We start from the raw sequence: 13,182 nt of genomic DNA, 5'->3' as shown, positions 1-13,182 counted from the left end.
TTGATTAGGCAAAATAAGGAATTTTAAATGAGAAAATCGTGATAAAAATCAATTACTTTTTGTTTCATTTTCAATTAAAGAGGCATTTGCTTACTTTCACAAATTGAAGTATACATCCTATTCACTTTAATTATGCTTTTCCAATTTACACTAAAAAAGAATAAAAATAATGCTATCCTTCTAGGGACTTTAGCGGCGCTTTTCTTTGCCAGTACTTTTGTTCTCAATCGCATTATGGCCGTCTCCGGCGGAAGTTGGCAATGGACGGCCTCTTTACGTTTTATTTGGATGTTACCCATATTATTCGTTATCGTCGCTATCCGGGGAAATCTCCGTAGTTTATTGAAAGAAATAGGATCAAATGTAGTACAATGGCTGCTGTGGAGTACGATTGGTTTCGGTTTGTTCTATGCAACGCTAACCTTTGGAGCCAATTACGGCCCCTCTTGGCTCGTGGCGAGTACCTTCGAGTTTACCATCATTGCCGGTATGTTCATTGGTCCTTTAATCGAGAAGAGGGGGTATCGAAAAGGAATATCAAAAGCTTCCCTCCTGTTTTCTATTATTATTTTTATCGGCATCCTTCTCATGCAAATTGCGGAGGCTCAATCCACTTCGCTAAATACCATGCTGTTGGGGACAATTCCAGTATTGGTTGGTGCCATCGCCTACCCTTTAGGCAACCGTAAAATGATGAAAATATCAGGGAATAGACTAGATGCTTTTCAGCGCACGTTAGGCATGACAATCTGTAGTATGCCTTTTTGGATCGTGCTTAGTCTATTTGGCTATTCAGAAAATGGATTACCAACAGATAGTCAGCTTTTGCAAACCTTCCTAGTTGCGCTATGTTCGGGCGTGATAGCGACACTTTTATTTTTTACAGCGACCGATCTTGTGCATCACGACCATAAGGCACTTGCTGCCGTAGAAGCCACCCAGGCGATGGAAGTTATTTTTACTTTAATTGGTGAAATCCTTATTTTACATGCTGCACTTCCAAATGGCTATTCCTCCATTGGGATTGTCATGGTGGTGATGGGAATGATCTTACATAGCCGATCGGCCTGACCATAATCTTTATCTTCCGCCACCCTGCAATGTCTTACTTATTTTACTCAGATTCAAACTATTGGCCATGGCAGAAAAAATAGCGTGATATGTGCCTTTACGCGCATAAAGATCCTCGTGTTTGCCCTTTTCGGCGACGCGACCTTTTTCCATTACAACAATCGCGTTGGAATCAATGATCTGAGAGATACTATGAGAAACAATGATTACTGTACGATCCTTTTTTATGGCATCCAGACTATTCTTAATCTGCTCGGTAGCGATAGCATCTAAATTCGCCGTTGGCTCGTCCAAAAAGATAATCGGCGGATTTTTTAGGAACAGCCGTGCGATGGCTATCCGTTGCTGTTGACCACCGGATAAAGATTGCGCATCTGAATCATAACCTTTTGGAAGCTCCATGATCTGTTGATGAATATAGGCTTTCTTAGCGGCTTCCATAATCTCATCTTTTGAACTCCCAATTTTTCCATATTCAATATTCTCCAAAATCGTTCCCTTAAAAATGTGATTTTTTTGCAACACCATTCCAATTTGTTGACGAAGAAATGCGGTATCATATTTCGCCAAATCCACTCCATCCAAAAAAATTTGGCCTTCAGCAGGTTCGTAAAATTTATCCAATAAATTGATGATCGTACTCTTCCCGGCTCCACTTAGACCGACCAAAGCTGTAATTTCATTCGGTCTGATATCGAAACTTACATCTTTCAAAGCGACAGTACCGTTTGGGTACTCAAAAAATACATTCCTAAGTTCCAAATGCCCTCTGATCTGCTCAGGTCTATATTCACCTCTAGATTCGATCTGCTCATCGGACTCTAGGATTTCAAAAAAAGACTCCGAATAGATCAATGCATCATTGACCTCGTCATAAATGCGATGAAGCTGACGTATTGGCGCAGAAACGTTGTTAAACAACATAATATGAAACATGATTGCCCCAATAGTGATCTGCCCCGAAAGCACTAGATAGGATGTTAAAACAATAATAATAACAACGGCAATCTGTTCGACGAAATTCTTAATGCTATCATATAGAAAACTAGTTTTCCGAGTTGCCATTTGATTTTCAGTCATCACGTATTGGATCGTCTCATGCCGCTTGGCCTCTTCCGGTTCCCGAACGAATGATTTGATCACTAATATGGAATCGATCAAACTAATAATTCGATTATTTTTGGATTCACGATATTTCCGCATTTGCCGTCTAAATCCGGTCAGTTTTGATGCTTGGGTTTGCCCAATGTACAGGTATAAGGGAATGACAGCAACCCCAACCAAACCTACATATACGTTCGCGTAAAACATACAGATAAGTGCAATAATCGCATTTGCAAATAACGGTAAAATATCAATAAAAAAATTCTGTACTAACCGCGTTAATGAACTGATCCCAGCGTCTATGCGAGTGGCCAATTTGCCGCTTTCGTTGTCTGAGGACGTGTAAAAGGCTAATTTATACGTCAAGATACGATTGACAATAGATTGAGAAAAATCCCTTGCGATATAGATACGAAGTTTCTCACCATAAAATTTCTGGCCAAACTGAACGATCGCGTAGATGATCTCTTTAACCAGCAAAATGATACTGATTATTCCAACGATATACATACCCTTAGACAAAGGCTCTTTGGCGACCATCAAATCGTTAATTCGATCGACTGTATAGCGCAAGATAAAAGCATTGATCTGTGCGGCAAAAGATCCCACGACAGTCAAAAGTAAGGTGTAAAAGATCAATCGCCTGTAAGGTTTGGCAAATGGAACAATTTTTTTAAGCAATTGGGAAATAGTCATCGAACTTTGATTTATTACGAAGAAAACAAATGATCTTTGGGCATTGTTTAAACCTAAACATAAAAACCTTTTTAGGGCTTCAAAAGATAGTATATACCAAGAAAAAAGAAGCTGTATTAAAAGTCTGTCTCATCAACTTGACAACAAATAATTTTTGAAGTTTTATGCAGCTTACATAAAAAAAGACCAAATTCTAACTGATTTTGGTCTCCTTTTTTTGGAATTAATACGTTAAAGCTGTCGCCCGAATCCAATTCTGATTTCTACTGGTAATTTTCGTTTATTCTACAGCCTTTCTCTATAAAACTTATAAGCGATATCTTAACCAAAGATCCGATTTAAAACTTTAGCCAGGCGTAAGCCACCTTTCAACATACATTGTTCCATCACATCTTTATTTTGATAAACATACGAATAGGATAAATTGGCATTATTTGCTACATCAGCATATATTTTTTCCGCTAATTGATTGGATTCATAGAGCCAATTTGAAAGTTCTCCAGCCGCCAATTGTAGGTTTCGCTCTTTACTATTCACATCGAGCACTGTTGCGTACTCCGTATAGCTATATTTTTCGTTATCCACTAAATCACTGTCCCATACACGGTGGATATTTGATTTTTTTCCGAACCAGCTTACTTCAATCTTATTTCCCCCTTGGTCTTCAGCACGGCTTACATGCATGGGTTGATGCGCATCCCCTAAGATATGGATCAAAAAATAAAGATTTTGCTTCTGCTGTTCCATAGCGATAGTCTTATCAGCGAAAGACTGTTCGATGCGGATAGCGGTCTTATACAAATTTTCATCGGCAGAATTTTCAAGCCCCAACTGGAACTCTGCCCAAGGTAAATTGGAATTTAAATTGATAAAATGTGAATTGCCTAATTTTTTAAATTCGGGATTAGGATCCGACTTAATGAAGTCACCCCAATTTGCCCAATAAGCAAGCTTTTGCTTACCAATAATTTTTCCGATATTCTTTTTCGCTTTTTTAGTCAAATGACGTTCTGCAATTTCAGCGACCACACGATGTCCGATCGTTCCCCATGCAAATACCGATGAAAGCTGAAAGCACAAAGTCAACACGAGCAAACCCTTAATTATTTTTCTCATTGAATAGTTGTTTTAAATGATGCTGTTTTTCCCCTCAAATCAACTTCCAGCGCAATTTAGCCGGTTTTTAAACTGTTGATTTGAATGGGTATCAACCCCATCTTTGTATAGTTAAATTAAATTTATTTAAATAAGTCGAACGCATATTTTGCGGACGACCAAAATTCATCCAGCGCAATCATTCGGGGCTTAAAAAACGAAATAAGTTCGGCCCAATCCGCTTCTCTAAAAACACTATGCCCTTGCATAGTGGTATAAATCTGACAAATTGGCTTTCCATATTCATCTCTTCCATCCATCTCCCAAATCCACTCTTCTCCGAGCAGATCATGCAGTAAAGCTCTAAACTGAAGAAACTGCTCAGCCATCAATGCCCTGATACCAGCATCCGGCTGCGACCACTGTATCGCGATTTTCGCTTCATTTTTATCTGCATCCATTTTAAAATACAAATGCTTAACACCTGTTTTGTAGTTAATCCAATTTGCTTTTTCTCCATCCGCAGATAAATGTAATGCCATAAATTGACCAAACTTCGTCCAGAACGAATGTTTTAATTGTTTTATCTCTTCCCTTGAATACACCAATACAATTTTTAAGTCAACAAAATTAATAAAATAGCCCGGCTTCTCTAAACCTTATTGGTATTAAAATTGTTGTTTTACTAACAAATAATTTCGAAAAAAATGAATATGGATAAGAAAAAATCACTCTTGCTTTTGGCCACGGTAGCACTAGGAACAGCCGCATACAATGCCCTTAAACCGGTCATTTCGCGGCCCGATGTTGTCGATCCATTCGATTTGGATAAATATCTTGGAAAGTGGTATGAAATAGCCCGGCTCGACTTTCGTTGGGAAACTGGCTTAAGTCAGGTTTCCGCCGAATATAGTAAGAATAAAAATGGTACGATCCGCGTAAATAACCAGGGATATTCCGAAGAGAAAGAACGATGGAAACAATCTATTGGAAAAGCCAAATTTGTCAACAGCCCGAATGAAGGAGCACTTAAGGTATCGTTCTTTGGCCCATTTTACAGTGGCTATAACATTGTCAAAATAACACCGGATTACAAGTATGCCCTGATCTTCGGCGATAATCTCGATTATATGTGGATTTTAGGCAGAGATACCGATATTCCAGATAAAATTAGAAATGAGTTTCTAACCTATGCTCTTCAATGTGGCTATAAGACAGGTGATCTTGTATGGACAAAACATTAATTAAAAAATCGGAGCGAGCAACTGGTAATTTAACGTTGCGTCCTGTGCAATCACGTCTGCAATTTCTTCAAGGTCTTTGTGACTTATTACATTTCTGATTCCTGCATTGTAAAGGTTAGCCAAAAACAACGCTGCTTCATGCTTTTCACTTATTGTCAGAATAGAACTCCCAACGTAGAAATTTAACGCTGATACCGCATAGTCACCAAAAAGATTGAATCCGAAATCTCCGTTTGTCTGTATGCAATAACGCATCATTTTTTCAAAATCAGAACGCAATGTTGCTTTGGTCTCCGTGTTCATACATTCACTTTTAGAAAATTTTTGCTTGATATACTTAATCTGAGCCGCTATGTAACCTTGGCAAAGGTGCAAAAAATATCCCAAACAATACAGCTGCTAAGTAGAAGATTGTTTGGGATAACATATAAACAGTTTACTTTATCTAAATTACAAAGCTTCGGCGTGCTGCGTCACATCCAAACCAAGCTCTTCGTCCGTTTCTTCGACACGAAGTGGGGCAATAAGGTCAGTAATTTTTAATAAAACCAATGAGCCGACGAAAGCAAAAAAGGACACGGCAAATAATGCGATCATATGGACAAAGAATAATTTGGTTTCACCAAAAAACAGCCCGTTGTCTACCACCACAGGGTTGATGTTATGATGTGCAAATACACCTGTAAGCACCATACCCACCATACCACCTACTCCGTGACAAGGGAATACATCCAATGTATCATCAATACTTGTTTTACTTCTTAGATAAACGACAAGGTTGCTGACCAACGCGCCAACCAGGCCAATTATCATTGCGTGTGGGATACTGACAAAGCCGGCTGCAGGAGTGATCGCTACCAGTCCAACCACAGCACCGATACATGCACCCATTGCTGAAGGTTTCTTTCCGCGGATAATATCAACAAATATCCACGCCATAGCTGCCATAGCCGAGGCTGTAGTTGTTGTCGCAAAAGCATAAGCTGCTAAGGAATTTGCGCCTCCGGCAGAACCCGCATTAAATCCAAACCAGCCGAACCACAATAAAGCAGTACCCAATATCACATAGCTGATACGTGCAGGATTATGAACTTGTATTTTGCGCCCTTTTAAGTAGATCGCGGCCGCTAATGCCGCCCAGCCTGCCGACATATGCACAACAGTACCGCCAGCGAAATCAAGAACGCCAAATTTGGCTAAAATTCCTTCAGGGTGCCAAGTTGCGTGTGCCAATGGCATATAGATAAAAATGCTAAATAGAATAATAAATAGCATAAATGAATTGAAGCGAATACGTTCTGCAAAAGCACCAGTGATTAGCGCTGGCGTGATAATCGCAAATTTCAGCTGGAACATAGCGAATAAAACCAAAGGTATGGTTGGTAGCGCTCCCCATGCAACATTTCCCAATGTACCTTTCATCATAAAAAATGTACGTGGATCGCCCACAATGCCACCGATATCGTCACCGAAAGCTAAGCTAAAACCAACGATGACCCAAAGAATTGTCATCAGGCACATGCAGATAAAACTTTGCATCATGGTTGATATCACATTCTTTTTGCTAACCATACCACCATAAAAAAATGCAAGTCCTGGTGTCATAATCAACACCAATGCAGAAGAAGTTAACAACCAGGCTGTATCCCCTGTATCAAATTCTGCCTTATTTAAATCAGACAAGTCAATTGAAGGAAATACAAGTCCTAATACTCCTAAAAGAACTAGAACAATAAGTGGAATAATTTTTTTCATGTGTTTAAACTGATTAGTGTTTATTAATACTTTAATAAAATTGTTGAAAAAATACAAAAACAAAACAAAAACCTATAATCATTTAGATTTTTATCAAATATAAAGTCTTTTTATTAAAAAAATACCATGATAATTTATTTTTTGTGATTTTTTTTACATAATTTCACAATAACAAACACAAAAACCATTATTAATCTATAAAAATCAATTTATAACCATAAAAAAAAGAGAAATTATAAAAACAACTCGGCAAAAACACCAAACAAATCAAACTTAAACCTCCAAAAACATGAAAAAACTTCTTACAACAGCAATTTTATCTGTATTTCTTATAAATACAGCGATATCACAAGAAGAAAACAAAGAAAAGGGAATCGAAATATCCGGATCCGTTGACACCTATTGGAAATATGACTTCCAAAACAAACCAAATATTAATACCTATTTTACAGAAGACAACAATTCCGTTTCGATCGGAATGGTGGATTTAGCTGTTAAAAAGAAGTTTAAAAAAGCTTCATTTGTAGGCGAGTTATCTTTTGGACCTCGCGGTCAATATCGCTCTATCATGAATGGGGACGGTCAAGCTGGCGATGATAAAAATAGCTTTCACATACAAAATCTCTATGTAGGCTACGACCTCACTGATAAACTTAATCTCACTGCAGGTTTTATGGGAACATTTGTAGGCTTTGAAGTGATATCTCCCACATACAATTTTCATTATTCGACATCTTATCTCTTTGGTGCAGGACCTTTTCAAGATGCGGGACTGAAAGCAACGTATAGTTTCTCCGACAAGGTGGCGCTAATGGTCGGAATATTTAACGACTGGAACGTCTACCAAGATATGAACGGTGTGTCGCACGTAGGCTCCCAGCTAGCTTATACACCCAATGATAAAAGTAGCTTTTATCTTAACTTTCTCACCGGATCCTCAGCAGGTGGAAAAGCAAATTATAGTTCAGGAACATTGGTTGACCTGGTTGCTAACTATGATTTCACACCCAAATTTTTCCTTGGTTTAAATGCAACCAATTATAAAAAGAGAGATGGTGGCGGATATTCGGGCGTTGCTCTCTATCCAAGAGTTCACTTTTCGGAAAATTTTGGATTAGGATTACGTGAAGAATTTTTCCAAACACATAAGGAAGAGGAAAATGGTATCCCAAGTGCTAATATTCTAGCGACAACATTAACAGCAGAATATAGTTATCACGGCTTCAAATTTATCCCGGAGATTAGAATTGACAAAGGAAGTACAGAGAGATTCATCAAAAATGATTTAAGTCCAACGAAATCTGCAGGACAATTTCTATTAGCCTGCGTCTATAGTTTCTAGAAGGAATATTCATCAACAAATAAAAGAGCGGAATTCAGCTGGAACTCCGCTCTTTTATTTTAGCCAGACTGCTATCCCAAAATATGGATATTTAAAGATTACATCATTCTTTTAAATCTACAGCTTTCCAGACAGCCAACGGGGAACAACAAACTCTGCTGCCAGGTGCGCTAGCTTAAAACTGCGCCAATTGTCCTGTTTGATCCAAACCACCTCTACCAGCTCTTCATAAGCTTCAAAAGACTGAGTCGCCTTCAATTTAATCACGTAAATATTACCTTCTACCAATGTATTTACCTCATTTACGGCATGTGCAGTATGGCTACCTAAAAATTCTAAATCGTTTTCACGTACATCGAACCGTAGCTCTTCGCGAAGCTCACGAATCAATGTTTCCTCTTGATTCTCTTCAGGCGCTGCCTTACCTCCGGGTAACTGGAAATAAGCGGAACCCTTTTTCCGAACCATCAACAAATCACCATTGGGATGGAGGATCGCCGCAGAACAAATAACAATTTTATCCATATCGTGTATTTCAACTTACAAAACTAGCGTTTTTATTGCTCATGAAAAACATGTATCTCTTCAACCTGACTTTCATTAAGTCAGCATTTGAACAGATTCAGGTCGATTATCACCCAAAAACGACAATGTCATTCGTTCACATTACGTTCTTAAAACACCTATGGTTGACATTCTTCCCATAAAGTGTTCTTATTCACCCACAATAAAATTGCAAATCATCAACAATTTATCTAAGTTTAAACCATAAAGCAATAGTTTATAAATCTATATATGAGTCCAAGATTAACATGTCTAGTACTAAGTCTAATTTTCCTTTTGGCTGGATGCCAACAGGATAAAAAGGATATAGCAAAGACGCAGCCGCCCAACAGGCAACAAAAAAAAGTGGCGCCTGAAAAGTTGAATAAAAAACCAGAGCTAATCACAGACGAAGATATAATTATCAAAAAAGAGCTACAGTATAAAAAATATACCCTGGAAGATACCTATCCTTACAAAGATACTACACGAACTTTCCAATGGAGCAAAATTAAAGAGCGCTTAGCATTTGTTACGAATTTTCAACAAACTCCTTCGCTATACGCTGTACTTCAAAACTATCAAAATGAGAAAGGTGAAGCACCAACAATTGCGGGTTACAAGCGGGATACTTATAAAAGGGTGTCCGACAGCTTCAATGTGGAGCGTTATCAGGCCGCACCGCTCTGTGATCTTAACACCAATCAAGCGGTGCGTTACGGGCGCGATGGGTGGCTCGTCCGTGTTCAGGGCTCCGACAGCCTAGACAGGATTCCGGTCGAAGGTATTTCATTTGAAGGGAAATACAGTGTACCAAAGCGCTATCTTAAAATCATTCGCGATTCGATAGAATTTAAATTCGTTACAGTCGTAGACATTAAAAACCAAAATATCTGTACATTGGAAAAAGCTGGAAATGAATGGCTCGTCAGAAGCATGAATCCAGCAACCAGTGGACGACATAAACCTCCCCATGCCCAAGAAACGCCTACTGGTCTCTTTGTTGTCCAAGAACATAAATCAAAGATGTTTTATTACGAGGATGGAACCAAAATTTATGGTGGATTTGCGCCTTATGCCACGCGGTTTACTGCTGGGGCATATATACACGGTATTCCAGTCAATAACCCAAATGGCAATATCATCGAATATAGCGAAAGTCTTGGAACTATTCCAAAATCACATATGTGCGTCAGAAATGCGTCATCTCATGCTCAATTTGTCTATAAACGGTCAAAAGACTTTTCGTCGCTCGTCATAGTTATCGATTAACAATATTTAACATTCTGTAAATCAAATATGTATTAATTTTAATTATTACTTTTGTAAACATCTATACAGAAAAGGAGTAGAATGGGAAATACGTTTATGTTTCTTTTGATGGCATTGAATACAGCACTTTCATCACAAGAAGAATTAAAAACAACACAGCAAGAAACCAGCGAGCATCGTATAAATGTGGAGCGTCAACGCACAGAAGTTGATTCCTTATACGATGAAATGAACCTAGCGCAAGTGTTACAATACGAAGCGTTTCGTCAAGCAATGGAAGGCAGGAAAGCTCTTCCTATCCACAACAAAGATATTATGACGGTCATCGATTTCTCGCTGGCATCCACTGAAAAGAGGCTAGTAGTATTAGACCTTGCGCAGAAAAAGGTACTGTTTAATACGTTAGTTTCGCATGGCAAGAATAGCGGCGAGAATTACGCGGTAAATTTTTCGAATCAACAGGAATCACTCAAAAGTTCCTTAGGTTTCTTTACGACTGAAAATACTTACAATGGTGAGAATGGTTATTCATTGGTGCTAAATGGTCTTGAGAAAGGCATAAATGATAATGCCAAAGCAAGATATGTCGTAATGCATGGTGCAGATTATTGTAGCAATGGAACAATAGCGAGTTTAGGTAGACTTGGAAAAAGTTATGGCTGCCCTGCCGTACCGAGAGAATTTGCAGCCCCTATCATTAATACCATCAAAGATGGCACATTATTGTTTATCTACGCAGATAACGCTGAATATTTAAGCAAAACCCACTTGATCCATCAACCGAATATTCTGATGGCCCAGTTTCATAAAAGACAGTCTATGTTTAACAGTGAAGGCTAATAAAAAAACCTGATGAATCATCATCAGGTTTTTTTTATTCAAAGCCGTTATGCCGGTTGACAAAATCTTTTAAGACTTATGCCTTTTCCTAAATTTCAACATCCAATTGTAAATTGCATCGTCGTGAAATAATCGCTCTACACTCCCATGCGTACCTCCTTTTATTACATTCAAACTCACATTAGCATCTGGATCCTCTTTTTTTATAGCCCGCATAATCTTTTTAGATTCCGAAATTGGCACTGCCCGATCGGCTGTACCATGGTGCAACCAAATAGGGACCTGAGTCAAATTGGACGCATACTGACTGGATCCACCACCACATATGGCCACCGCTGCCGCTACCCTTTCCGGATATTTTCCAGCCACATCCATTGTACCGTAGGCGCCCATACTCATGCCACACACATAAATACGGTCCGGGTCAGCATTATAATGTCCGATGACATAATCCACAATTTCCATTACTTTATCTGCATCCCAGCCGCCCTTTGACTGTGGCGCAACAATAATCCCTGGAACTTCCTGGCCTTTATTGATAGCATACAGTACACCATAGCGCTTTACACGATCCAAATTTGTCCCGGAAAGACTCCTCCCATGCAAAAATACAAAAACAGGTTGCTTCTCAGTGGTGGAAGAATCTAGCCCGGAATTTTTCAATAAAAAGGGATACGCCGTTTCTCCTCTAATCGCCTGTACTTCCTGCGCATTTACACGCATCAGTAGCATAAAGAAAACACATAGGTATAAATAAACTTTTCGCATACGTTATGTATATAAATTTTAGCTTAATCTGGAACATTAAAAATACAATTAAATGATTTTTGACAGCCGTATTTAACAAGTTTTAACATTTTAAGCAGGCTGTATTTTACCAAGCTACCACTACGAAGCTAAATCTATAGTAAGGAATGAGCAGTAATTTATACGATTCCATCCAATTATAATTGCATTTCAGATCAAATTTATCTTAGTTTGTAACTGTTGACGCAAATCGAAGCTCTCACATGAAAATATTACATACCGCCGATTGGCACCTTGGAAAAAGACTGGAAAGTTTCTCTCGAATAGACGAACAGACCCTGGTAATGGATGAGATCGTTCAGATTGCCGATCAGGAAAATGTCGACCTAGTTGTGATCGCCGGAGATCTATTCGATGCTTTTAACCCGGGAGTCGAAGCAATTGAGCTGTTCTATAGAACAATCAAACGTCTTAGCAAGGATGGTATGCGTCCTGTAATTGCTATTGCTGGCAATCACGATTCACCACATTTGGTTGATGCACCCGATCCGTTGGCAAGAGCATCCGGTATCATCTTAATCGGCCATCCGCGCGCCGTCGTCTCTCCTTTTGCTACGGAAGGCTTCGCTGTCGTACATGCAGACAAAGGCATTATCGTCTTAAAATTACCTCACTATGAGCATCCGATTCGAATCCTTCATACCGCTTACGCGAATGAGATCCGCTTAAAACAATACTTAGGTGAAGATAAAGAAAGTAAGCTGAATGAGGTTTTGTCTTCCGAATGGAAAAAAATTGCCGATACCTATTGCGATGAAAAAGGCATTAACATCCTCATTGCCCATCTTTATATGAATAAGTTAGGTCGTCCACTTTTGGAAGAGCCGGATGGTGAAAAGCCGGTCAAAATAGGAAATGCAGACTTGATCTATTCACAAGCTATTCCGGAACAAGTCCAATATACCGCATTAGGACATCTACACGGTTATCAAAATATAGGTTCTCTAGAGAAACCAGTCATCTACGCATCATCTCCCCTATGCTATAGCTTTTCAGAAGCTGGACAAACCAAATTTGTAGCACTAGTCGATGTATCGCCCGATACACAGGCCGCCGTAACCCCAATCCCACTCACACAAGGTAAGCCATTATTTAGAAAAACATTTGAGGATATTGAAAGTTGCATTTCCTGGCTAGAAGAAAATCCAGACGCCTTGGTAGAATTGACATTTAAATCCGACACCTTTTTGAAAGCGGAAGATCGCAAGCGTATCTATCAGGCACATTCAGGAATAATCTATTTGATCCCAGTGGTTAAAGAACGGGATAGCGAATTTATAGACACCAAAGAAATCAATCTTAAGCAAGACATATCTGTATTGTTTCAAGAATATTTCAAATCCAAAAATGCCAACCAGGCGCCCAACGACGATCTCATTGATCTATTTCGCGAAATTTTAAATTCTTAATTGC

The 13,182-nt window shown here is 38.9% G+C and carries 13 protein-coding genes; 6 read left to right on the top strand and 7 right to left on the bottom strand.

Annotation, left to right across the window (positions count from 1 at the left end):
- Positions 1-132 precede the first annotated feature (132 nt).
- Complete coding sequence (locus tag B3139_RS16055) at positions 133-1,071, top strand: multidrug resistance efflux transporter family protein (RefSeq protein WP_293884588.1); 939 nt, start codon at positions 133-135, stop codon at positions 1,069-1,071.
- A gap of 9 nt (positions 1,072-1,080) precedes the next feature.
- On the opposite strand, the gene B3139_RS16050 is transcribed toward B3139_RS16055, so the two are convergent.
- From B3139_RS16050 to B3139_RS16040, 3 genes are all read right to left on the bottom strand, one after another.
- Positions 1,081-2,871: an ABC transporter ATP-binding protein gene (locus B3139_RS16050; RefSeq protein ID WP_293884587.1), complete on the bottom strand. Its 1,791-nt coding sequence runs from the start codon at positions 2,869-2,871 to the stop codon at positions 1,081-1,083.
- A 321-nt stretch (positions 2,872-3,192) separates the two neighbouring features.
- Entirely contained in the window at positions 3,193-3,987 is a 795-nt protein-coding gene (locus B3139_RS16045) for a S1/P1 nuclease (protein WP_293884586.1), read from the bottom strand.
- Positions 3,988-4,109: 122 nt separating this feature from the next.
- Entirely contained in the window at positions 4,110-4,571 is a 462-nt protein-coding gene (locus tag B3139_RS16040) for a DUF4268 domain-containing protein (protein ID WP_293884585.1), read from the bottom strand.
- 108 nt (positions 4,572-4,679) lie between these two features.
- Here B3139_RS16040 and B3139_RS16035 point away from each other — a divergent pair, with 108 nt between their 5' ends.
- Positions 4,680-5,210: a lipocalin family protein gene (locus B3139_RS16035; protein ID WP_293884584.1), complete on the top strand. Its 531-nt coding sequence runs from the start codon at positions 4,680-4,682 to the stop codon at positions 5,208-5,210.
- Here the strand turns inward: B3139_RS16035 and B3139_RS16030 are convergent, their stop codons facing one another.
- On the bottom strand, positions 5,211-5,513 hold the full coding sequence (locus B3139_RS16030; RefSeq protein WP_293884583.1) for a hypothetical protein: 303 nt from the start codon (positions 5,511-5,513) through the stop codon (positions 5,211-5,213).
- Positions 5,514-5,660: 147 nt separating this feature from the next.
- Entirely contained in the window at positions 5,661-6,965 is a 1,305-nt protein-coding gene (locus B3139_RS16025; RefSeq protein ID WP_209579208.1) for an ammonium transporter, read from the bottom strand.
- 289 nt (positions 6,966-7,254) lie between these two features.
- Here B3139_RS16025 and B3139_RS16020 point away from each other — a divergent pair, with 289 nt between their 5' ends.
- On the top strand, positions 7,255-8,307 hold the full coding sequence (locus tag B3139_RS16020; RefSeq protein ID WP_209579207.1) for a porin: 1,053 nt from the start codon (positions 7,255-7,257) through the stop codon (positions 8,305-8,307).
- Positions 8,308-8,424: 117 nt separating this feature from the next.
- Here B3139_RS16020 and B3139_RS16015 read toward each other — a convergent pair whose 3' ends face one another.
- Positions 8,425-8,832, bottom strand: coding sequence for an NUDIX hydrolase (locus tag B3139_RS16015; RefSeq protein WP_293884582.1), 408 nt, complete (start codon positions 8,830-8,832; stop codon positions 8,425-8,427).
- Between the two features lie 270 nt (positions 8,833-9,102).
- Here B3139_RS16015 and B3139_RS16010 point away from each other — a divergent pair, with 270 nt between their 5' ends.
- Together B3139_RS16010 and B3139_RS16005 are read left to right on the top strand one after the other, a co-directional pair.
- The gene (locus B3139_RS16010; protein WP_293884581.1) at positions 9,103-10,122 is read left to right on the top strand and encodes a L,D-transpeptidase; all 1,020 of its coding nucleotides are present in this window, start codon (positions 9,103-9,105) and stop codon (positions 10,120-10,122) included.
- An 81-nt stretch (positions 10,123-10,203) separates the two neighbouring features.
- Positions 10,204-10,962, top strand: a complete 759-nt coding sequence (locus B3139_RS16005; RefSeq protein WP_293884580.1) for a murein L,D-transpeptidase catalytic domain family protein — start codon at positions 10,204-10,206, stop codon at positions 10,960-10,962.
- Positions 10,963-11,031: 69 nt separating this feature from the next.
- On the opposite strand, the gene B3139_RS16000 is transcribed toward B3139_RS16005, so the two are convergent.
- The gene (locus tag B3139_RS16000; RefSeq protein WP_293884579.1) at positions 11,032-11,730 is read right to left on the bottom strand and encodes a prolyl oligopeptidase family serine peptidase; all 699 of its coding nucleotides are present in this window, start codon (positions 11,728-11,730) and stop codon (positions 11,032-11,034) included.
- Positions 11,731-11,972: 242 nt separating this feature from the next.
- Here B3139_RS16000 and B3139_RS15995 point away from each other — a divergent pair, with 242 nt between their 5' ends.
- On the top strand, positions 11,973-13,178 hold the full coding sequence (locus B3139_RS15995) for a metallophosphoesterase family protein (protein WP_293884578.1): 1,206 nt from the start codon (positions 11,973-11,975) through the stop codon (positions 13,176-13,178).
- Positions 13,179-13,182: the final 4 nt, after the last annotated feature.

It is taken from the genome of Sphingobacterium sp. UBA1498 (assembly GCF_002325125.1).
In the GTDB taxonomy this organism is placed as follows: Bacteria; Bacteroidota; Bacteroidia; order Sphingobacteriales; family Sphingobacteriaceae; genus Sphingobacterium.
Note: the sequence above shows the minus strand (reverse complement) of the source record. Positions and strands in the feature narration are given on the sequence as shown.